We start from the raw sequence: 21,922 nt of genomic DNA, 5'->3' as shown, positions 1-21,922 counted from the left end.
GCCGATAATCCCAGGACCGACAAGATCGATCAGCCCTTGACCTTCATCACCAGGACCGGTTCGCCGCGGTAGTCGGCCGGAAACAGCGACTTCAGGTTCTCGATTTTCGGCAGGTCATTGTAGACGATATAGGGATAGGTCGGATTGAGCGTCAGGAAATCCTGATGATAGGCTTCGGCCGGATAGAAGCCCGTGGTTTCAGACACTTTGGTGACGATCGGCTGCGGGAAAACATGCGCCTTGTCGAGCTGGCTGATATAATTCTCGGCGACCTTGCGCTGCTCGGGATCGGCAACGAACAGCGCCGAACGGTACTGCGTTCCCCGGTCCGGACCCTGGAAATTCAGCTGTGTCGGGTTGTGCGCCACCGAGAAGAAGATCTGCAGCAACTTGCCGTAGGTGATCTGTTTCGGATCGAACTTCACCTGCACGGCTTCGGCATGGCCTGTCGAGCCGGTGCTGACGGTTTCGTACTGAGCCGTTTTGGCATCGCCGCCGGCATAACCGGAGACGGCGCTCTCGACACCCTTCACGTGCTGGAAGACGCCCTGAACACCCCAGAAACAGCCGCCGGCGAAAATGGCGGTCTCGGTGCCTGAGCCGGCCGCCTCATCGACGGCTGGCGGCGGGATGACGACAGCATCTTCGGCCGCGCCTGCGGCACCCGTACCGAGCGAGAGAAGAGTGAACGCAAGGAGCACGGCAAGGCTCCTGCGGTGGGAAGACGGGGACATGGCGCTACCTCCTGCGATCGCCCAAATCCTTGCGCATCCTTGCAAAAGCCGCAAATCACAAGGTGGTCACTCACGCCGATGTGACAGCCAGACGAAAGCGCCTGTGTGAAGATGAAACAGCGCTCAACTTGAGTTGACAATCTCGCGAGGAGTGAGGACAGTGCCGGCCGGTCAGAGCCAGCATTCCGGGGGGAACCTATGTCCGTGCGCTCGTTCTTTGCTTTCGCGACAATCGCATTTTCCATGATCGCCGTCAGTTTTCCCGCAGCCGCTGCGGATACCAAGCGCGACATCCAGACGATCAAGGACGCCGATTTCTTCGGCTTCGATCTTCGCACCGAACAGAACGTCTCGCTCGATCAGTGCAAGACCTCCTGCATCGGCGACAAGAGCTGCAAGGCCTTCACCTACAATCCCAAGGTGAAATGGTGCTTCCTCAAATCCGATTTCAAGACGATGAACGCCTTCCCCGGCGCCATCGCCGGCAAGATCGTCGAAACGGCCGGCCAGCAGGAGCGGGATATAGGTGCTGCGCCGCGCCTGACCTTCCTGAGCAACGATCTCATCCAGCAGGCCCACGACTTCAAGGACAATCTCACGCTTGCCGACGACCAGCAGGGTCAGGGCGTCGACAGCCTGACGGCCAACGCCCGCCTCGACCTCACCGCCAACAATCTGGCCGACGCGCTGAAGTCCTTCCATGGTGCGCTGTCGATCACACCTGACGACGCCGATCTCTGGCTCGAAGCCGCCCGCGCAGCAGCCTCGCTCGGCAACGCCGAGAGCAGCACGACGGGACAGGCGGTGGTCGACGCGCTGAACGGTTACGAGCTGACGCGCACCACCGCCAAACGCGCCGAGGCGCTGGCCGTGCTCGCCACTGCGCTGGAGCGGAATGCCAACTACCGCCCGGCGCTCGACGCCTACAAGGCGAGCCTGGCACTAGTCGGCGCCAAGGATGTGCAGGCGGCCTACCTGCAGCTGAAATCGACGCAGGGCTTCCGCGTCACCGAACACACGGTCGATGCCGACAGCGCCACGCCGCGTGCCTGCGTCACCTTCTCCGAGGCGCTGGTCAAAACCACCGACTACACGCCCTTCGTGACGCTGAACGGCGAAGCGCCGAAGGCGCTGGAAACCAAGAACAAACAGATCTGCGTCGAAGGACTGACGCATGGCCAGACCTACAAGATCGGCTTCCGTACCGGCCTGCCTTCATCAGTCGACGAGGTGCTCGAAGCACCTGTCAGCATCGACGTCTATATCAAAGACCGCAGCCAGATGGTGCGTTTCACCGGCGACAGCTTCGTGCTGCCCTCGACGGCGCGCCGCGGCATCCCGATCGTTTCCGTCAACATGACCTCGGCCAACCTGAAGCTCTACCGCATCGGCGATCGTGCCATCGCGCCGCTGCTGACCAATTCGCAGTTCCTGTCCCAGCTCGACGGCTACAGCGCCCAGAACATCCAGGATCAGAACGGCGAACTCGTCTGGCAGGGCTCGATCGACATCGCCAACGAGCTCAACAAGGACATCGTCACCAGCTTCCCGGTCGACGAGGCGCTGCCCGAACGCAAGCCCGGCATCTATGTGATGACCGCAACGGCGGCAAACGGTCCGGCGCAAGAGTGGGATTCGCAGGCGACGCAATGGTTCCTGGTCTCCGATATCGGCGTCACCACCTATGCCGGCACGGACGGGCTCAACGTCTTTACCCGCTCGCTCGCCTCGGCCAAGCCGATATCAGGCGTCGAACTGCAGCTAATTGCCAAGAACAATGAAGTGCTCGGCACCGCCACCACCGACGAAAACGGCCGCGCCACCTTCACCGCCGGCCTGATCCGCGGCACGGCGGCGCTGACGCCCGCCGTCATTGCCGCCAGGAACGGGACCTCGGACTACGTCTTCCTCGACATGACGCGCGCCGGCTTCGACCTTTCCGACCGTGGCGTGACCGGCCGCGCAGCACCCGGCGCGATCGACGTGCTGACCTACACCGAGCGTGGCATCTACCGCGCCGGCGAGACGGTGCATGCGCAGGCACTCGCCCGCGACACCGATGGCAACGCCATCGAGAACCTGCCGCTCACCTTCATCTTCAGCCGTCCCGATGGTGTCGAGGACCGGCGGATCGTCAGCCAGACCAGCAATCTCGGCGGCTACTCTATCGATTTCCCGACCCAGGAAAACGCCATGCGCGGCACCTGGACGATGAACATCTATACCGATCCCAAGGGCAGCGCGATCGCCACCAAGAGTTTCCTCGTCGACGATTTCGTGCCCGATCGCACCGACATGGAGATCAAGACCGAGGCCAAGGAAGTCGGTCCGGACACGCCGGCGACGATCACCGTTTCAGGCAAATATCTCTACGGCGCCCCGGCCGCCGGCCTGACGCTCGAAGGCGACGTCGTCGTCAAGCCGACGCGCGCGAGTGCGGCCTATAACGGCTTCTTCTTCGGACTTGCCGACGAAGAGGCGAGCGAGGATTCGCGTCAGCCGATCGACGGCCTGCCGGAACTCGACGAGAATGGCGAAGCCTCGACGGATCTCACCATCAGCGAACTGCCGGCCACGACGCAACTGCTGAACGCCACCGTCTATATGCGCATGCAGGAGGCGGGCGGTCGCGCCATCGAGCGGTCCTTGATCATTCCGGTGAAGAACGAGCGCGCTTCGATCGGCATCAAGCCGGAATTTTCCGACGAGTTGCCGGAGAACTCGATCGCCAACTTCACGGTGATCGGCGTCAATGCCGATGGACAGAAGCAGGAGGCAAAGGGCCTGCGCTGGAAATTCTATAGCCTCAACCGGCAATACCAGTGGTACCGCGAGGGAACGGCATGGAAATACGAGCCGGTCTACACCGCCGAGCAGGTCTCCAACGGCAGCGTCGACGCGACGATGGACGGCGGCAAGGTCTCCGTACCGGTGAGCTGGGGCCGCTATCGCCTCGAAGTGGAAAGCCCCGATGCCGACGGCCCGACCTCCAGCGTCGAATTCGACGCCGGCTGGTTCGTGACCTCGACCTCGACCGAAACGCCCGACGGGCTGGAAATCGCCCTCGACAAGGACAGCTACAAGATCGGCGACACCGCCAAGCTGAAAGTCACCTCGCGCTATGGCGGCGAGCTGATGGTGGCATCCGGAACCGAAAAGCTGGTCGCCGTGCAGAACGCCACGATCGGCGAGACCGGCGGCGAGATCGACATCCCCGTCACGGCTGATTGGGGTGCCGGCGCTTATGTGACCGCCACGCTCTTCCGCCCCGGCGACGCCCAGGACAGCCATATGCCGATGCGCTCGATCGGCATCAAGTGGCTGAAAGTCGACCCCGAACAGCGCGCGCTGCAGGTAACGCTCGACACGCCCGAAAAGATGTTGCCGCGCGGGCCACTGAACATTGGCCTGCAGGTGGCGGGCGCCGGCGCCAACGAGGATGCCTATGTGACGGTTGCCGCCGTCGATGTCGGCATTCTCAACCTGACGCGCTACGAACCGCCGAACCCGGAGGACTGGTATTTCGGCCAGCGCCAGCTCGGCCTTGAAATCCGTGACCTCTATGGCCGCCTGATCGACGGCTCGCTGGGTGCGACCGGCAAACTCCGGACCGGCGGCGATGGCGGCGCCATCGCGCTGCAGGCAAGCCCGCCGACGCAGAAGCTCGTCGCCTTCTTCTCCGGGCCGGTGAAGCTCGACGCCGAAGGCAAGGCCAATGTCGCCTTCGACATTCCGCAGTTCAACGGCACGGCGCGCGTCATGGCAGTCGCCTGGTCGAAATCAGGCGTCGGCCACGGCGTCAAGGATGTGATCATCCGCGATCCGGTCGTGGTGACCGCAAGCCTGCCGAAGTTCCTCTCGCCTGGCGACAAAGCCAATTTGCGCCTCGACATCGCTAATACCGATGCACCGGCCGGCGATTACAAGCTGCAACTGACCGGCAATGACGCGGTCGGCATCGAGGAAGCGTCCGCCTCGCAGACGATCCGCCTCGAGGCCGGCGCGAAATCCGAGCTGACGCTTTCGCTCATCGGCAAACAGCCGGGCGCCGGCAGCGTCTCGATCAACCTCTCCGACGCTTCCGGCCTTTCGCTCGACCAGACGCTCGACGTGCCGGTGCGCCCGGCCTCTTTGCCGATCACCGAACGCAGGGTGCTGGCGCTGAAGCCGGGGGCAAAGCTCACCGTCGACAGGAACCTGCTCGCCGACAGCGTGCTGCCCGGCGCCTCGATCAGCGTCAACGTCACCCGTTCGGCCGCCTTCGACATCCCAGCCCTGCTGATGACGCTCGACCGCTATCCCTTCGGCTGCGCCGAGCAGACCACCAGCCGGGCGCTGCCGCTGCTCTACCTCGCCGAAGTGGCGAAGCAGGCGGGCATGGAAAGTGACGATGATGTGAAGAAGCGCGTGCAGGATGCGATCTACCGCGTGCTCTCCTATCAGGCCTCGGCCGGCAGCTTCGGTCTCTGGGGACCGGATTCGGGCGATGTCTGGCTCGATTCCTACGTCACCGACTTCCTGACGCGGGCCCGCGAAATGAAATACGACGTGCCGGAAAGGGCTTTCGTGCAGGCGCTCGAAAACCTGCAGAACACGCTGTCCTACACCACCGACATCAAGGGCCAGGGCGACCAGATCGCCTATGCCATCTACGTGCTTGCCCGCAACAAGAAGGCGGCGATCAGCGATCTGCGCTACTATGCCGATACGATGATCAACGACTTCCCGACGCCGCTCGCCAAGGCGCATATCGCCGCCGCGCTGGCGCTTTACGGCGATGCGCAGCGCTCGAAGAATATCTTCGTCGATGCGCTGCAGATGTCGGAGCAGTCGATGGTGTCGCGCGTGAACCTGTCGCGCACCGACTACGGCACGATCCTGCGCGACGGCGCGGCGATCCTGGCGCTCGCCGCCGAAAGCCGGCCGGTACCACCCGTCGTCCCGGAACTCGCCAAGGCGGTCGGCAAGGAATGGGAACGCAGCAAATACAAGAGCACCCAGGAAGAAACCTGGATGCTGCTTGCCGCGCGCGCCATCCAGGGCGGTGACGATGGCCTGAAGGTCGATGTCAATGGCGCCGCGCACACCGGTGCCTACATGGCACGCATGACCGGCGATGCCCTGGCTGACCATCCGCTGACGCTGACCAACCAGACCAACGACACGGTTTCGGCCGTCGTCACCACCGTTGCCGCGCCCACCGTGCCGTTGCCGGCCGGCGGCGACGGCTTCATCATCGAGCGAACCTATTACACGCTCGACGGCGAGCAGGCGAATGTCAGCGAGGCAAAGCAGAACGAACGCTACGTCGTCGTCATCCATGTGCGCGAAACCAATGACTGGCCGTCGCGCATCGTCATCACCGACCTTCTGCCCGCCGGCTTCGAGATCGACAATCCTAACCTCGTCGACAGCGCCCAGATGACGAATTTCGACTGGATCGGCGAGATTTCCGCTGCCCATACCGAATTCCGCTACGATCGCTTCGTCGCTGCCTTCAACCGTGCAGGCGGCGACAACCGCGAATTCAACGTCGCCTATGTCGTGCGCGCCGTCACCCCCGGCACCTACGACCATCCGGCCGCAAACGTCGAGGATATGTACCGGCCGGAGCTTTCGGCCCGCACGGCAACGGGCAAGATGGAGGTCGTGACGGCGCAACCATGAGGCGGTGGCACAAGTTTGCGATCGGGTCGGCTGCCGGCATCCTTCTTGCCGGCGCGGCTCTCTTTGCGCTCGATGCCGCCGACAAGGCCTTTCCGCCGCCGCTCGCCAGGGCAAATGCCATCTCCGCCGAAGTGCTGGATGCCGATGGGCAATTGTTGCGTGCCTTTGCGACGTCGGAAGGCCGCTGGCGGCTGAAGACGACGGTCCCCGACGTCGATCCGCAATTCCTGCGCATGCTGATCGCCTATGAGGACCAGCGTTTCTATGACCACGGCGGCGTCGACCCCTGGGCGCTCGGGCGCGCCGCCATGCAATTGGTCAGCAACGGCCGCATCGTCTCCGGCGCCTCGACGCTGTCGATGCAGGTGGCGCGGTTGATCGAGCCGCGCGAAGGGCGCTCGCTTTCGGCAAAGCTCCTGCAATTGGTGCGCGCCGTGCAGATCGAGCGGCGGCTGTCGAAGCAAGAGATTCTCGATCTTTATCTGACGCATGCGCCCTATGGCGGCAATCTCGAAGGCGTGCGCGCCGCAAGCCTTGCCTATTTCGGCAAGGAACCGCGCCGCCTGACGGTCGCCGAGGCGGCGCTGCTCGTCGCCCTGCCGCAATTGCCGGAACGGCGCCGGCCGGACCGCAATCTGAAGGCAGCCGAGGCCGCACGCAAGCGTGTGCTCGACCGCGTGGCGGTCGCCGAGGCCGTTGGCGACGGTGAGGCGGAGCGAGCCGAGGGTGTCGCGATCCCGGCCCGGCGCATGCAGTTGCCGGCACTTGCCGCCCATATAGCCGAAGCGGCACTGCGCAAGGAGCCGACGGTTCTCAAGCATCAGACGACGTTGAAGAAACAGGTGCAGCAGGGGCTGGAGGCGGTTGCGCGGGCAGCGGCCATGAAACTCGGGCCGAAGCTTTCGCTTGCCATGATGATGGCGGATGCGCAAACCGGCGCGATCATCGGCGAGGTCGGCTCGGCCGATTATTTCGATGCCAGCCGCTCCGGCTGGATCGACATGACGCGCGTCAATCGCTCGCCGGGCTCGACGCTGAAGCCCTTCATCTATGGGCTGGCCTTCGAGCAGGGCCTGGTGTCCCAGGAGACGATTATCGAAGACCGGCCCGCCGATTTCTTCGGCTACCGGCCGCGCAATTTCGACATGAGCTACCAGGGCGACGTCACCGTGCGCGAGGCGCTGCAGCTTTCGCTGAACGTGCCTGCTGTCAAGCTGCTCGATGCCGTCGGGCCGTCGCGGCTGATGGTACGCTTCCGCCGCGCCGAAGTACGCCCGGTCCTGCCGCCGAATGAGACGCCGGGGCTTGCGATCGGTCTTGGCGGCGTCGGCATTACCCTGAAGGATCTGGTGCAGCTCTATACGGCGCTCGCCAATCGCGGCCAGCCGGTTAGGCTCGGCGACGGCGTCACCGGCGCACCGGGTAAACTCGACGGTGAACCGCTGCTGGAACCGGTCGCGGTCTGGAACGTCGCCGATATTCTCTCCGGCGTCATCCCTCCCGCCGGCGCGCCGCAGCGCGGCATCGCCTACAAGACCGGCACGAGCTATGGCTACCGTGATGCCTGGTCGGTCGGCTATGATGGCCGCTATGTGCTCGGCGTCTGGGTCGGACGGCCTGACAACAGCGCCGTGCCGGGGTTGACCGGCTATGGCACCGCCGCGCCCATCCTGTTTGAAGGTTTCGCCAAGTCCGGCATCGCGACGACGCCGCTGCCCCGCCCGCCTGCGGGCGCCGTGCGCATCGCCCAGTCCGAGCTGCCGATCAGTCAGAGGCGTTTCGCACTCAATGCCAGCGGCCTGCTCGCCTCCGGCCGCGAGGCCGCACCTCAGATTATCTATCCGCCCGAGGGCGCGCATGTCGATCTCGGCGCCGGGCAAGGCAACCTGTCACCGCTGATGCTGAAGCTGCAGGGCGGCCGAGCCCCCTTCCGCTGGCTTGCCAACGGCAAGCCGCTGCCCGATCTTTCCCGCCGGCGCATCCAGCAATGGCTGCCCGATGGCGGCGGCTACTCTAAACTGACCGTCATCGACTCGGCCGGACGCGCCGCAAGCGTCGGTGTTTTCATCGACTAAAACATCCGAACGCACGATCCACCCACTCCAAATGTTACAGCGACCTTTGCGCGTCTAAAAAGGCGCGCCGCGCAGCAAGGGAACAAAAACCCGGCTGCAACCGTTCGGGAGGGTCTCCTTCCAACGTCAGACGGCCCCATGACACTTCCGACAGCGACCTACCGGATACAATTCCGCAACGGCATGACCTTCGATCGCGCCTGCGACCTCGTCCCCTATCTCAAGACGCTCGGCATCAGCCACCTTTACGCCTCTCCGATCTTCACCGCCGTCAGCGGCTCGACCCACGGCTATGACGTCACCGACATCAACGACATCGACCCGGCGCTTGGCGGCCGGGCGGGATTCGAACGGTTGACGGAAAGCCTCGCCTCCGCAGGCATGGGGCTGATCCTCGATATCGTCCCGAACCACATGGCGGCCTCGCCGGAAAACAGCTGGTGGCGCGACGTGCTGACATTTGGCCGGCAAAGCGCCTATTTCAGCCATTTCGACATCGACTGGAGCGAGCCGCTGACGCTGCCGCAGCTTGGCCAGGATTTCGAGGGAGCACTGGCCGACGGCGAACTGCGCATCACGCTCGACGAAACGCACGGCAATTTCGCCTTCGGTTATTTCGAAACGCTGTTGCCGCTGAACCCTACGAGTTACGGAGCGATCACAAACCGGCTAAACGATCCGGTTGCGACCAGAATGGCGGAAGCTGCGGCCGCGACCTCAGGCGAGAACTTCAACCGCGCGATGCGCGATATCCTCTTCGAGGGCGGCGATCGGGCCGTGCTCCGGCACAAACTCGCAGAGGCCTCCTCGGACCGCGATTTCGTCAGAAGCCTGCATGAGGGGCAGCATTGGCGGCTGACCCATTGGCAGGAGGCGGCACGACATCTGAGCTATCGCCGCTTTTTCGAGGTCACCGGACTGGTCGGCATCCGCGTCGAAGATCCAGCCGTGTTCGAGGACATGCATCGGCTGGTGATCGAGCTGGTGCGCCATGGCAAGGTGCAGGGCCTGCGCATCGACCATGTCGACGGGCTCGCCGAACCCACGGCCTATCTCGACAGGCTGCGGGAGGCGGTGGGACCGGACACCTATATCGTCGTCGAAAAGATCCTCGGGGCCAGCGAGGTCCTGCCGGAGAGCTGGCCGGTCGCCGGCACCACGGGATATGAATTCATCGCTGCACTCAGCGAGCTGTTCATCGACGCCGGCGGCTTGCGCATATTGGACGATGCCTATCGCGGCATCGCCGGCGAGACGGGTGATCTCGAGGCGGGCCGGCGGATTGCCAAGCGACTGATGGTCGAACGCAATTTCGCCGGCGAGACCGACAGGCTGGTGTCGATCGCGGCCGGCATCTTTCCCGAGGCGAAAAGAGACGAGATCGCCACTGCGCTCAGCGAGTTGCTGATCGCCTTTCCGGTCTACCGCACCTATGGCGACGGCGGCCCGCTTTCCTGGCAGGATTCAGCGGTGCTTGCGGCCACCGCCTCGCAAGCCATGGCGCAGCTCGACGACCGACGTGCATGCGACCATGTGCTGAAGCTTCTCGAAGGCAAAGTCGAAGGTGACGCGGCCCACGACTTCCGTATCCGCTTCCAGCAATTGAGTGGGCCGGTGATGGCGAAGGCGACGGAGGATACGTTGTTTTACCGCTATAACAGGCTGATTGCAGCAAACGAAGTGGGCGGTGAACCGGGCAAGGCGCCTGGCGGCCCGGAGGAATTCCACCGCCGCATGGCCGAGCGGGCGCGGCTGCAGCCGCGTGGGCTTTCGGCAAGCGCCACCCACGACACCAAACGCGGCGAGGATGCGCGCGCAAGGCTTTATGCCCTGAGCGAGGGCGCGGATGTTTTTGCCCAGGCGGTCGAGCGGTGGCGTGAGATGAACCGGCCGTGGCTGAAGGATCTGCCGGATGGTGCTGCGCCGGAACCAAATGTCGAATGGATGCTCTATCAGGCGCTGGCCGGCATCTGGCCGGAGGATTTCGACCGGGGACAGACCGAAGAACTCCGCGAACGCTTTACCGATTATGCGGTCAAGGCGGTGCGCGAGGCAAAACTGCGCAGCGGCTGGACGGAACAGGATGCCGCCTACGAGGAAGCGGTCACCACCTATGCCGCGGTACTGGTCTCGCCTGACAACGACGTCTTCCTCGAGGATTTCGAAAGGGTGCTGCAGCCCTTCATCGCGGCGGGTTACCTCAACAGCCTGTCGCAGACGCTGCTCAAGCTGACGGCCCCCGGCATTCCCGATATCTATCAGGGTGCGGAGGGCTTCGATTTCAGCCTCGTCGATCCCGACAACCGCCGGCCGGTCGATCATCAGCGGCTGACGGCCTGGCTTGATGAAGCCGGGCCGATCGCCAAGCTGCAGGCCGCAGCGTTGAAGCAGCGCCTCGTCGGGATCGGCCTGCAGCTGCGCCAGCGGCACGCAGACCTCTTTGCTGGAGGCGACTATCTGCCGCTGAAGGTGACGGGCAACCGGCGCGACCATGTGCTTGCTTTTGCCCGGGTGCATAAGGGTGATTTCGCCATCATCGCGGCGCCGCGGCTGATGTTCGGCTGGCTCGATCCAGGCGTGCTCTTTGCCGGTCCGGAATTCTGGGAGGATACGGCGATCGCCGTCCCCTCCCCGCTTCACGGACTGAAGGCCGATCTGGTGACCGGAAAGACGATCGAGCCCGGTGGCAGCATTTCGGTCGCCGCCCTGCTCGGGAGCCAGCCGGTCGGGCTGATCACGCCGATATGAGGATCAGCCGCCGCAAAAATCGAGCCCATGAAAATAGTGCTTGACCTTCCAGTCGCTGGAAGGTTGATAAGCCTGTCCAAGTGCCCCACCGGGCACAGGAGATAGTCATGGATATCAAGCACGAACACGAACACCATCACAGTCACGCCGATGGCGACGATCATTGCCATTGCGGCCATGAACAGGAGAAGGCTGCAAGCGCCATGACCCGTGATCCTGTGTGCGGCATGACCGTCGATCCGCAGGCCGGCAAGCCCTCGCTCGAGCATGACGGCCGCATCTATCACTTCTGCTCCGACGGCTGCCGAACGAAATTTGCGGCGACGCCTGAGGATTACCTGACGGCGAAGGACCCCGTCTGCGGCATGACCGTCGATCGCTCCACGGCGAAACATTTCCTGAAGCACGAAGGCGAGAAATTCTATTTCTGCTCGGCCACCTGCCAAGCGAAGTTCGAAGCCGACCCCGCAGCCTATCGCGACGGCAACCGCCCAAAAGCGAAGCCGGCACCCAAGGGTACGCTCTATACCTGCCCGATGCACCCTGAGGTCGTCAGCGATCGTCCGGGCGACTGCCCGAAATGCGGCATGGCGCTGGAGCCGATGGGCATTCCGCCAGCTGATGAAGGCCCGAACCCTGAACTCGTCGATTTCGTCACGCGGCTCTGGATCAGCGCCGCTCTCGCCCTACCGTTGCTGGCGCTGAGCATGGGGCCGATGTTCGGCCTGCCGCTCCGGGAGGCAATCGGCGAGCCGCAGGCGACCTACATCGAATTGCTGCTGGCAACGCCGGTGGTGCTCTGGGCGGCTCTGCCCTTCTTCCGCCGCGCATGGGCGTCTATCGTCAACCGCAGCCCGAATATGTGGACGCTGATCGGTCTCGGCGTCGGCACCGCCTATGTCTACAGCGTCGTCGCCACGCTTGTACCCGGCATCTTCCCGATGAGCTTCCATGGCCATGGCGCGGCCGTGCCTGTCTATTTCGAGGCGGCCGCCGTCATCGTCGCGCTCGTCTTCGTCGGTCAGGTGCTGGAATTGAAAGCGCGCGAACGCACCGGCTCGGCAATTCGCGCTCTTCTCGACCTTGCGCCGAAGACGGCGCGGCGCATCGATGCCGAGGGTAGCGAGAGCGACGTGCCGGTGGACGACATCCAGACCGGTGACCGGCTGCGCGTGCGCCCCGGCGAGCGGGTGCCGGTGGACGGCTCCGTCCTCGAAGGCCAGTCGACGGTCGACGAATCGATGATATCAGGTGAGCCCTTGCCGCTGGAGAAGTCGAAGGGCGACCCGCTGACCGGCGGCACGATCAACAAGAACGGCACCTTCGTCATGACCGCAGAGAAGGTCGGCGCAGACACAGTGCTGTCGCGTATCGTCGACATGGTCGCCAAGGCGCAACGCTCGCGGGCGCCGATCCAGGGCGCGGTCGACCGGGTGTCGGCCATCTTCGTGCCGGCGGTGGTCGCCGCCGCCGTCCTTGCCTTCCTCGTCTGGGCCGCGATCGGGCCGGAGCCGCGTATGGCGAATGGCCTGCTTGCCGCCGTTGCCGTTCTGATCATCGCCTGCCCTTGTGCGCTCGGCCTTGCGACGCCGATGTCGATCATGATCGCGACCGGGCGCGGCGCGCAGGAAGGCGTGCTCATCAAGGACGCCGAAGCGCTGGAGCGTTTTTCCAAGGTCGACACGCTGATCGTCGACAAGACCGGCACGCTGACGGAGGGAAAGCCGAAGCTTACCGATATCGTCGCCTTCGGCGGGGTTAGCGAAAACAGGCTGCTGTCGCTGGCGGCAAGCCTGGAGCGCGGCTCCGAACATCCGCTGGCCGAAGCGATCGTTTCCGGCGCCGAGGAGCGCGGTGTCCCCTTCGTCGAGGTCACCGGCTTCGAGGCAAAGACCGGCAAGGGCGTTCAGGGTCTTGCAGGCGGTACAACAGTGGCGCTCGGCAATGCGGCGATGCTCGCCGATCTCGGCATTGATCCGGCAGCACTTGCCGAGAAGACCGAAGCCCTGCGCGGCGACGGCAAGACGGTGATGTTCGTGGTGTTCGACGGCGCGCTTGCCGGTCTTGTCGCCGTTGCCGACCGCATCAAGCCGACGACAGCAGCCGCCATCAAGGCGCTGCACGACAGCGGTCTGAAGATCATCATGGCAACGGGCGACAACGAGCGCACGGCGCGTGCAGTGGCAAAAAGCCTCGGCATCGACGAGGTACGCGCCGACGTGCTTCCGGAAGGCAAGAAGGCGCTGATCGACGAGTTGCGGGCCAAAGGTGCTGTCATCGCCATGGCCGGCGACGGCGTCAACGACGCGCCGGCACTCGCCGCCGCCGATGTCGGCATCGCCATGGGTACCGGCGCCGACGTCGCGATGGAAAGCGCCGGCATCACATTGGTAAAGGGCGATCTGAACGGCATCGTCAGGGCGCGGCGGCTGGCGGAGGCGACGATGCGAAACATCCGCCAGAATCTCGGCTTTGCCTTCGGCTATAATGCGCTCGGCGTGCCGGTCGCGGCCGGCATGCTCTATCCGATCTTCGGGCTGCTGCTGTCGCCTATGATCGCCGCGGCAGCGATGAGCCTCTCGTCCGTCTCGGTGATATCAAATGCGCTGAGACTGCGCTTTGCAAAATTATAGGAGACGGCGATGAATATCGGCGAAGCATCGGAACGATCCGGCCTGCCTTCGAAGACCATCCGCTACTACGAGGATATCGGCCTCATCCGTCCCGACAGGGGCGGAAACGGCTATCGCGACTATGCCGCAACCGACATCCACAAACTGCGCTTCCTACAGCGCTCGCGCGGCCTCGGCTTTTCCGTCGAGGAATGCCGGCAATTGCTGGCGCTCTACGAGGACAAGGATCGGGCGAGCGCCGACGTCAAGGATATTGCTGAGACCAAGCTTGCCGAGATCGACCGCAAGATCCGCGAACTGACGGAACTGCGCCGGACGCTGGAGCATCTCGTGCATGCCTGTCACGGCAACGACAGGCCGGACTGTCCGATCCTCGAAGAGCTTTCGGACGGCGGCTGACCATTTCAGGAAAGCGAGCGCCTCGCTTCAGGCGAGACCTGCCTCAGGAAAGCTGCGGCATGTTCTGGTTGGCCGCCCGCGAGGATTGAGTCTGCTCGTCAGGACCCTCGTCTTCGCCGTCGTCCAGTACGCCGTCATCCAAGCGGTGCTTGATCGCGAGCGCATAGATCACGTCGAGAATATTGCGGTCCCTGAGATGAGGATCGGTCAGGGCGAGAAGCGAGGCCCGGACGATCTTCCTGCTGGTGGCCTTCGGACAACGCGTCTTGACGAAATCATAGAGCGCCTCGTCCGTCAGCCCTTCCATGGCGCCGTCCACGAGAGCTTCGTAGACCCGCTTCTTTTCCTTCATTCTTGATTGTCCCCCTCAAATCAGCGGCGTCATGATCTGTCATGTAATTGTCATAAACAATCGCGGATTTAAGGCGCCCGAGGGATATTTGAGACGATCCGGCGACGGTTTCGGCCCCGTATGATTTTTTTACGTCCGCCGGGAATAAAATCCGCCGCATTTCCGTATACTCAATCATGGAACGCAAAGACCGCCCCTTCGATGTCATCGGACAGCTCGCAGCGCTGAGACGCTACGCTCGCTCGCTGGTGCGCAATTCGGACGAGGCGGAGGATCTGGTGCATGATGCGCTGGTGCGCGCCTTCGAGAAGCGGAAAAGCTTCCGCAGCGGCGGCAACCTGCGCACCTGGCTGCTCTCCATCCTGCACAATGCCCATATCGACCGTCTTCGCCAGAACCGGTCGCTGACGCGCCGCCACGATGAGGCGGCTGTCGAAGCCGAGCAGTCGCTGCCGGCCGGCCAGGAACATGCCGTGCGCCTGCAGCAGGTGCGCGACGCCTTCTTCGACCTGCCGGAGGAACAGCGCGAGGCGCTGCATCTCGTCGCGATCGAAGACCTTTCCTACCAGGAAGCCGCCCAGGCGCTCGGCATTCCCGTGGGGACGCTGATGTCGCGTATCTCCCGCGCCCGCGCTCACCTGCGCGAATTCGAGGAGAAGACGCCGCGGGTTTCGCATCTGAGGATCATCGGAGGGAACGGCAATGAAAGCAGTTGATCCGATCATCGATGCCGATCTCGACGCCTATGTGGATGGCGAGCTCGATGTCGCCCGTCGCATCCAGGTGGAATCCTATCTGTCCGAGAATCCGGCGATTGCCGCCAAGGTCATGGCCGACCTCAGCATGAAGGGTGAACTGCGTCTGGCGCTAGCCGGCGAAAGTGCCTTCGGCCGGCCCGAGACCCGCGATGCCGCCCGCCGGCTGGAACGTGGCCTTTCCTATGGCCGCATCTTCCATTCCCTGCAGCGCATTGCCGCTGTCGGTATTCTGATTGCCGCCGGCTGGGTGGCGCACAATTCCTTCGGCGCTTTCTCGGCGACCGAGGTGGTGGCATCCGTTCCGGCACCGGCCTATGTCGAGGATGCCGTCCGTGCCTATCAGACCGCGGCACTGCGCCAATCGATGCCTCCGCAGACACCGAGCACCTATAGCGCCGACGATATTCGCGCCGCCACCGCGATCGTGATGCCCGAACTGCCTAGGGATTGGAAGGTCGCGGACGTGCAGATCTTCCCGTCCGAATTCGGCCCCAGCGTCGAGATGGCGATCGAACAATCAGATGGAAAGCAACTGTCGCTTTTCGCCGTCCGTCCGGGCGCCTTCGAGGTCAAGCCGGTCAGTCATCTCACGCTGGAAAAAGCAGAAGCCGCCTATTGGCAGATCGGCGAGGTCGCTTATGCGCTGATCGCCGACGATAGCGGCCTCAATCTCGACCAGGCGGCCGAACGGCTCGCCCGCTCACTCTATTAATTCAAACCGAGGAGATCAGCATGAACCCGATCAATCCCCGCTATGGCGCCGTCGCCGGCTCCCAGGCCCTCTTCGACGAAGGCCTGCGCCAGCATATGCTGCGCGTCTACAACTATATGGCTCTCGGCCTCGTCATCACAGGCCTCGTCGCCTTTGTCGTCGGCTCGACGCCGGCACTCTACGTCCCGATCTTCGGCTCGCCGCTGAAGTGGGTGGTGATGCTCGCGCCGCTCGCCTTCGTCTTCTTCTTCTCGTTCAAGATCCAGACGATGTCGGCCAGCACCGCCCAGATCACCTTCTGGGCCTTCTGCGCCGTGATGGGCCTGTCTCTCGCTTCCGTCTTCCTGGTCTTCACCGGGGCGAGCATCGCGCGGACCTTCTTCATCACCGCGACGATGTTCGGCGCCACCAGCCTCTACGGCTATGCGACGAAGCGTGATCTCTCGCGCATGGGCTCGTTCCTGATGATGGGCCTCTTCGGCGTCATCATCGCCTCTGTCGTCAACATCTTCATGGGTTCGAGCGCGCTGCAGTTTGCGATCTCCGTGATCGGCATCGTCGTCTTCGTCGGCCTCACCGCCTACGACACGCAGAACATCAAGGAACAGTATTCGGAAAACTACGATCAGGAATCGAACCAGAAGCTCGCCGTCTTCGGCGCGCTCTCGCTCTACCTGAACTTCGTCAACATCTTCCAGCTTCTGCTCAACTTCACCGGCGAGCGGGAATAGGACTGCGCTTCTGGGGGCAAAGGAAGCGCAAGAGCGCCTGGTCTGCAGTCTGTGACAGGATGGCCGACTGGGTGCTCACCTAAAGGAAACGGCCGGGCTAACGCCCCGGCCGTTTTCGTTTTAGATGATGCCCCAGGCGCGATAGCGCCCCCGGCCGGTGATTTCACGAATGCCTATCTCGTTGACGAGGTTCAGCGCACCGCGCGGCGTGATGCGCAGATGACGGGCGATCATCGCCGCCGAGACCATCGGCCGCGACAGAATGAAATCGGCAAGCTCCGGCAGGCTGCTGTTCGAACGGCGGCCGCGAAAGCGCAGCTCCATCTGCGTGCGTGCCAGGGACAAGCGGTCGATTTCCTTGAGGCCGGCCACAGCACCCAGATGCATCGCCTCCAGAAAGGCTTGCAGCCGCGTGACGCGATCGCGTGCCCGACGACGCTCATGGCGCACCAGCTTCAGCCCGCCGTAAAAAGAAAACAGATGCGAGGCGACCTTGCCGCGGGCGCGTAGGTGGCTTGCGACCAGAAGACCGCCAAGCCAATGCTGACGCCGCAACGGCTCGATCCTTTCCCAGGCTTCGAAGAGGATGATAGCGCCGAGAACCGGCGGCAAGCTATCGGCCAATGGCTGGACGCTTCGCCACTCCGCAAGCCGCTGTTCCTCGTCCCACTCGTCGTCACCGAGCAAGCCGAGGGGATCTTCGTTGCGCCGTGCCGGGGTAACGGCGGCCGTCTCGCTTTCCGGCGTTTTCCCGGTATGGATATCGAGCAGCTTCTGCGAGCGGGCAAGAAGCGCATCGATCTCCGCCATCTCGGCGGCGAGCGGCCCGTCCTCATCCTCGCCCTCTCCGTCGGTCTCGAGTGGAGCGGCGACGCTCTTCGCTTCCTGCGCCTTCCCCTCCCCTTCCCCGCCGGTCGCCGTCAGCGTTGCAAGGCCCGAGACGCCGAGTGCCCAGGAGGGTTCGCCGGTCCAGATGCGCCGACGTGCCCGCAGCACGGAATGGGCGATCGTCAGTTCGTGGGTGGGAGCGCGGCTATCCATATGGGCATCATGCAAAACGAGATCCTCGACATGCACGAGTTCGCCGGCCACCCAGAGCGCGCCGGCGGCGTCGAAGAAATGGCTGCGCTCGGCAAATCCCTCGCCGACCGGCGAGCGCAACACCCGCTCGTCCAGCCGCGCCACCGCATCCTCCGCCGCGGTAAGGGCTGGAAGCAGGGTTTGAAGCATTGCACCGTCGATATCGTAGCGCATTGTTAAGCTTTACGGTTTTTCACAAATGGAAGCAAAATAGGTGTTTCCTTCCGCCATGTATGACATGGTTAACAGTGTACTTCAACAAAACTGGAGGGAATGAAGCCGATATGCTAGCTGATCGACCGGCCGCATATGCTTCTAACCGTCTGAGCTGGCGCGAAGCTTTTTCATAGCCGCTCATCCGGTTTTCCTCGCCGTCGGACCATTTGCCCGCATCAGCGCCATCAGCATCGGTCCGAGCGAGAACTCGCCGCGCTCCGCCCGCCGCGTCAGGTCACGTAGGTAGCCGCCGGCCGAGTTGATATGTCCGCCCCTTTCCAGAATGCAGGCGATCACCGTGGCGGCGTTTTCCGGCCCCATGACATCGCAGGCCAGCTGATAGGCGCTGGGGCTGACGCCAAGCGTGGAACGGACAATGACGGCCGCGGCCATCAGATCGCGCCAGCTGCCGATGCCGCCGCCCGGTCCGTAAGCGATGATCTCCGGGCAGGCCTGCAGCACCATGGCAAGGGGGAAGGATTTCGGCGGCTCGCGCCAATGCCGCGGCTCTTCCTCCGGCTTTGCGCCCTGCTTCGGTTCGAAGCTTGGTTCAAGTTCAGATATAGGGTGTGGGTTTGAATTATGTATGTGCTGACCGTTTTGGTTATCATTGGCATCTGTTTTTTCTGTTTTCGACTTCGATTCCAGCGTCTTGATGATCAATTCCCGGAAAGCTTCGAGATCGGCCAGCAGGCTTTCCATCTCGGCGGCCGACGGGCGGCGTGGCAGGCTTGCGGAAAGCAGATTGAAATGCTTCTGCATCTCGATCCATTCGCCGGCCACTTCCTCTTCCAGCGCGATCTCGATGAGCTTGGTGATGTCACGCCGGCAAAGTGTCAGGCGCTCCCTCAGGCGCTTCCATTCGAGCTTGGCGGCCATCACTTGAGCCGCCTGCGCCTCGATCTCGCGTGCGCGCACCAGGAGCGGCGCCAGGCTGAAGCCAAATGCCTCTCCAAGTCCACCCTCGCCGTTGCGCCGGGCAAAACGTTTCCCGTTCGGGCTATCCCGCCGGATGATCAGGCCGGCTTCCACCAGCATCGCCAGATTCCGCCGCAACGTCGTGCCAGCCATGCCGTGCGTGCGCAGCGACAGCTGCTCATTTGACGGAAAGACGACGAAGCCGTTGGCCTCGGCAATCTCGTTCTTCGGGTAGAAGGTCAACAGCGCATTGAGAACAGCCAGGGCACGATCCGATACGCCGACCATGTCCTTTGCTTCGCAGAGCGCGCGAAAAATCTTCCACTTGTCGACCGATGCGTCCGGATCGACCTTGCTGGCGCTTTCCTGGCTTGCCAGCATGCCAAGCGTCATCGATCGCCGCCCAAAGGGCGTCGATACATATTGAGGCTCCATGTCCCTCACCTTTTCTCAAGGCAAAAGAAACCTACCACCCAAAAGGATGCCGAAGACGCTTGACAGTGATTCGAGGAAGTGCGATTCTCAGATTGTCCAGATATGAGAAAGGCTTCCGCGGCGGCAACGTTCGGAGGCTTTTTTCTTTTGCGGCCTACTCTCCTGCTTGCAACTTGCCGGCCCGATAGGCTTCGTAAAGCTCATCGAGACGGCGTGAAATGTAAGCGCCGAAATCCGGCGCATCGCCGGTCTTCAACGCGATCGTGAAGGAATTGCCGGCGCTCTTGATTCGGCCGGCAATCTTGCCACCGCTCTTCGGCTTCCAGTCAAATTCCGTGGTTTCGGGCTTGGCCTCTTTCCTGGCGAGCTCGGCAACCAAAAGCTCGAAACGGCGGTCACTCTCTTCCGCCAGGAAACTTCCCGAGGCAATGAGCTTGGCAAGCCGGGCGGCCGTCATCCCATTCCAGTCCTGGGCAAGCGCCATCCACCTGCGTCGCCCGATGCCGGGTGCGGCTCCGATCGACCTGACGATCTCGGCGGGAATAGCTTTTGCAACGGATATCAGCTTCGATAGCTCCGTCTTGTCCGTCGACAGCGCTTTCATGATGACCGGGCGCTCAAAACCCTTGACCTCGAGATTGAGGGCAAAGACCGCGCGCTCGATATAGGAAAGGTTCCGGCGCGCCGAATTCTCGATACCCTGCGCGATGACGACATCGGTATCGTCAAGCTTACGGACGATCGCCTGCACCTTGAGGCCGAGCAGCTTGACAGCCTGCAGACGGCGATGGCCGTAGGCGATCTGGTAGCGGTCCTCATCATTGGGATGACGGCGAACGAGGATCGGCACTTCCTGGCCGTTCTCGGCAATCGACTGCACCAGCTCGTCTTCCCTATCGAGGGGCTGGTCGGCAAGGCGGTCGCGGACGAAGGAGGAATCGATCAGATCAGGATCGAGCTCGACGACGCGTTCCCCGGAGAGCAAAGCCTCCTGCATCGCCCTGCTCTCTTCCTCCATGCGGCCAAGGGTCAGCGCCATCGTCCGAACCGGACCGGCCGATCCGCGCGAAGAGGACTCCTCGTAGTTGGCCGCGGCCAACTCCTGCGCCGTATCGTCAAAAAGACCTTTCAGGCGATCGCGTCTGCTCATGCTCGACCCCAGGCTTTGTGAATACCGGCGAGAACCTCGCCGTTGGCGGCATTGACCGATTCCAGCGCCCGGTCATAGGTCGAGCGGCGCACCTGCCCCTTCTCGATCTCGTAAAGCGTCTGCTTGGTCAAGCCGACATCGGCGATCGCCGTCGATTTGAGAATGGTCGCCGTCAATACGTCGTCGCTGAAGAGGCTGCGCAGCAGCGCGACGATCTGCGACTGCGGCGCATCGAAGGGTTCGTGACGCGTGACGACATATTTGATAAAATCGTGCTGCAGATCGCCACCGGCCTTGCGCACCACGGAAAGCAGATCCGACGTCATCAGCAGGAACTGCGACATGGAAGCGACATCGACCATTTGCGGATGGATGGTGATGAGCAGCGATGTAGCGGCACAAACGGCGCCAAGCGTCAGATAACCAAGCTGCGGCGGGCAGTCGATCACCACGATGTCGTAATCGGCTTCGACCTCGGCAATGGCAACGCCAACGCGACGGAAGAACAGCTCGCCGGGTCGCTGCCGGTCGTTCAATGCCCGTGGCGTCTCATGCTCGAACTCCATCAGTTCGAGATTGCCCGGCACCAGATCCAATCCGTCGAAATAGGTCTTGCGGACGATCTCCTTCAGCGGCTTGCGGCCCTCATCGTAGCGAATTGCGCCGTAGAGCGTATCGCCCTCGGAAAGATCGAATTCGGGCTGAACGCCGAGCATGGAGGAGAGCGAAGCCTGCGGATCGAGATCGATGGCAAGCACCCGGTAACCTGCCAGCGCCAGATACTGCGCCAGATAGAGCGTCGTCGTGGTCTTGGCCGAGCCGCCCTTGAAATTGGTGACGGCAACCGTCTGGAGCTTTTCGCCAGGGCGACGCCACGGCTGATAGGAAAGCGCGTCCTTCGGCTTGAGCTTGGCCATATAATGGCGCAATTCGTTGATCTGGCCGAGCGTGTAGGAACGCCGGCCATTCTGGGCAAGATCCGGCTGCGGGCCCTTGCCATCCAGTGAAAGCTGGCGAAGATAGCCGTCCGACACGCCGATCATCTGGGCCGCCTCGCCGGAGGAGAATGTCCGCAGCGTCTTTTGCGAGAGCGGCGGGAACAGCTTGTCGCGGAGGAGCTTCAGTTGCCGCGAAAGCTGGTTCGCATGCCGCTCGATCCGTACATCTGTCGTCGATACGCTAATGTTGTCCAAAACACCCAATCCTTTTCGATGCGCTTTTCTGTCAACATAGCGTCAAAAAGCGTATCGAAAGTGACACGATTCGGGATTTGCAGCAACAACAGGGCTCAGATGCCACCCACAGGCCGGGTTG

General features: G+C 63.0%; 14 protein-coding genes. 8 read left to right on the top strand and 6 right to left on the bottom strand.

From position 1 onward, the window contains the following. Positions 1–29: 29 nt before the first annotated feature. Positions 30–734: a peptide-methionine (S)-S-oxide reductase MsrA gene (gene msrA / locus OLZ32_RS05240; protein ID WP_264419928.1), complete on the bottom strand. Its 705-nt coding sequence runs from the start codon at positions 732–734 to the stop codon at positions 30–32. 198 nt (positions 735–932) lie between these two features. Between msrA and OLZ32_RS05235 the strand changes: the two genes are divergently transcribed. The 5 genes from OLZ32_RS05235 (at position 933) to cueR (ending at position 14,256) form a co-directional block, all read left to right on the top strand. Further along, positions 933–6,401, top strand: coding sequence for an alpha-2-macroglobulin family protein (locus tag OLZ32_RS05235; protein ID WP_264419926.1), 5,469 nt, complete (start codon positions 933–935; stop codon positions 6,399–6,401). After that, a complete protein-coding gene (gene pbpC, locus OLZ32_RS05230; RefSeq protein WP_264419924.1) occupies positions 6,398–8,476 on the top strand; it encodes a penicillin-binding protein 1C in 2,079 nt (692 codons plus the stop codon). The genes OLZ32_RS05235 and pbpC overlap by 4 nt, the downstream gene beginning before the upstream one ends. Positions 8,477–8,614: 138 nt before the next feature. Continuing rightward, the gene (gene treY, locus OLZ32_RS05225) at positions 8,615–11,224 is read left to right on the top strand and encodes a malto-oligosyltrehalose synthase (protein WP_264419922.1); all 2,610 of its coding nucleotides are present in this window, start codon (positions 8,615–8,617) and stop codon (positions 11,222–11,224) included. Between the two features lie 107 nt (positions 11,225–11,331). After that, on the top strand, positions 11,332–13,857 hold the full coding sequence (locus OLZ32_RS05220; protein ID WP_264419920.1) for a heavy metal translocating P-type ATPase: 2,526 nt from the start codon (positions 11,332–11,334) through the stop codon (positions 13,855–13,857). A gap of 9 nt (positions 13,858–13,866) precedes the next feature. After that, on the top strand, positions 13,867–14,256 hold the full coding sequence (gene cueR, locus OLZ32_RS05215; protein ID WP_003548304.1) for a Cu(I)-responsive transcriptional regulator: 390 nt from the start codon (positions 13,867–13,869) through the stop codon (positions 14,254–14,256). Between the two features lie 43 nt (positions 14,257–14,299). Here cueR and OLZ32_RS05210 read toward each other — a convergent pair whose 3' ends face one another. Beyond that, positions 14,300–14,608, bottom strand: a complete 309-nt coding sequence (locus tag OLZ32_RS05210; protein ID WP_028741935.1) for a hypothetical protein — start codon at positions 14,606–14,608, stop codon at positions 14,300–14,302. Between the two features lie 176 nt (positions 14,609–14,784). Between OLZ32_RS05210 and OLZ32_RS05205 the strand changes: the two genes are divergently transcribed. From OLZ32_RS05205 to OLZ32_RS05195, 3 genes are read left to right on the top strand one after another with little or no spacing between them, the layout of a single operon-like run. Further along, the gene (locus tag OLZ32_RS05205) at positions 14,785–15,324 is read left to right on the top strand and encodes a sigma-70 family RNA polymerase sigma factor (protein WP_003548300.1); all 540 of its coding nucleotides are present in this window, start codon (positions 14,785–14,787) and stop codon (positions 15,322–15,324) included. Further along, positions 15,311–16,078 (top strand): anti-sigma factor family protein, encoded by a 768-nt coding sequence (locus OLZ32_RS05200; protein ID WP_011654769.1) that lies wholly within the window; start codon positions 15,311–15,313, stop codon positions 16,076–16,078. Before OLZ32_RS05205 ends, OLZ32_RS05200 begins: the two co-directional genes overlap by 14 nt. Before the next feature lie 20 nt (positions 16,079–16,098). Beyond that, positions 16,099–16,809, top strand: a complete 711-nt coding sequence (locus tag OLZ32_RS05195) for a Bax inhibitor-1/YccA family protein (RefSeq protein ID WP_003548293.1) — start codon at positions 16,099–16,101, stop codon at positions 16,807–16,809. A 120-nt stretch (positions 16,810–16,929) separates the two neighbouring features. Here OLZ32_RS05195 and OLZ32_RS05190 read toward each other — a convergent pair whose 3' ends face one another. The 4 genes from OLZ32_RS05190 to repA form a co-directional block, all read right to left on the bottom strand. Further along, positions 16,930–18,063: an RHE_PE00001 family protein gene (locus tag OLZ32_RS05190; RefSeq protein ID WP_017991944.1), complete on the bottom strand. Its 1,134-nt coding sequence runs from the start codon at positions 18,061–18,063 to the stop codon at positions 16,930–16,932. A gap of 180 nt (positions 18,064–18,243) precedes the next feature. Continuing rightward, on the bottom strand, positions 18,244–19,458 hold the full coding sequence (repC, locus tag OLZ32_RS05185; protein ID WP_264419915.1) for a plasmid replication protein RepC: 1,215 nt from the start codon (positions 19,456–19,458) through the stop codon (positions 18,244–18,246). Positions 19,459–19,612: 154 nt separating this feature from the next. After that, positions 19,613–20,608 carry a plasmid partitioning protein RepB gene (repB, locus tag OLZ32_RS05180; protein ID WP_264419913.1) on the bottom strand — a complete coding sequence of 332 codons (996 nt, stop codon included), beginning with the start codon at positions 20,606–20,608 and terminating at the stop codon, positions 19,613–19,615. Next, a complete protein-coding gene (gene repA, locus OLZ32_RS05175) occupies positions 20,605–21,801 on the bottom strand; it encodes a plasmid partitioning protein RepA (protein ID WP_028741930.1) in 1,197 nt (398 codons plus the stop codon). The genes repB and repA overlap by 4 nt, the downstream gene beginning before the upstream one ends. Positions 21,802–21,922: the final 121 nt, after the last annotated feature.

The sequence above is a fragment of the Rhizobium acaciae genome, from assembly GCF_025941625.1.
Classification (GTDB): domain Bacteria; phylum Pseudomonadota; class Alphaproteobacteria; order Rhizobiales; family Rhizobiaceae; genus Rhizobium; species Rhizobium acaciae.
This window is presented reverse-complemented; position numbering and strand designations above follow the sequence as displayed.

Bases quoted from the DNA above. Each gene is read 5' to 3' on its own strand.
- msrA (WP_264419928.1), bottom strand. From the start codon at position 734: ATGTCCCCGTCTTCCCACCGCAGGAGCCTTGCCGTGCTCCTTGCGTTC.
- OLZ32_RS05200 (WP_011654769.1), top strand. From the start codon at position 15,311: ATGAAAGCAGTTGATCCGATCATCGATGCCGATCTCGACGCCTATGTG.
- repB (WP_264419913.1), bottom strand. From the start codon at position 20,608: ATGAGCAGACGCGATCGCCTGAAAGGTCTTTTTGACGATACGGCGCAG.
- repC (WP_264419915.1), bottom strand. From the start codon at position 19,458: ATGGAGCCTCAATATGTATCGACGCCCTTTGGGCGGCGATCGATGACG.
- OLZ32_RS05220 (WP_264419920.1), top strand. From the start codon at position 11,332: ATGGATATCAAGCACGAACACGAACACCATCACAGTCACGCCGATGGC.
- pbpC (WP_264419924.1), top strand. From the start codon at position 6,398: ATGAGGCGGTGGCACAAGTTTGCGATCGGGTCGGCTGCCGGCATCCTT.
- cueR (WP_003548304.1), top strand. From the start codon at position 13,867: ATGAATATCGGCGAAGCATCGGAACGATCCGGCCTGCCTTCGAAGACC.
- OLZ32_RS05195 (WP_003548293.1), top strand. From the start codon at position 16,099: ATGAACCCGATCAATCCCCGCTATGGCGCCGTCGCCGGCTCCCAGGCC.
- OLZ32_RS05235 (WP_264419926.1), top strand. From the start codon at position 933: ATGTCCGTGCGCTCGTTCTTTGCTTTCGCGACAATCGCATTTTCCATG.
- OLZ32_RS05205 (WP_003548300.1), top strand. From the start codon at position 14,785: ATGGAACGCAAAGACCGCCCCTTCGATGTCATCGGACAGCTCGCAGCG.
- treY (WP_264419922.1), top strand. From the start codon at position 8,615: ATGACACTTCCGACAGCGACCTACCGGATACAATTCCGCAACGGCATG.
- OLZ32_RS05210 (WP_028741935.1), bottom strand. From the start codon at position 14,608: ATGAAGGAAAAGAAGCGGGTCTACGAAGCTCTCGTGGACGGCGCCATG.
- OLZ32_RS05190 (WP_017991944.1), bottom strand. From the start codon at position 18,063: ATGCGCTACGATATCGACGGTGCAATGCTTCAAACCCTGCTTCCAGCC.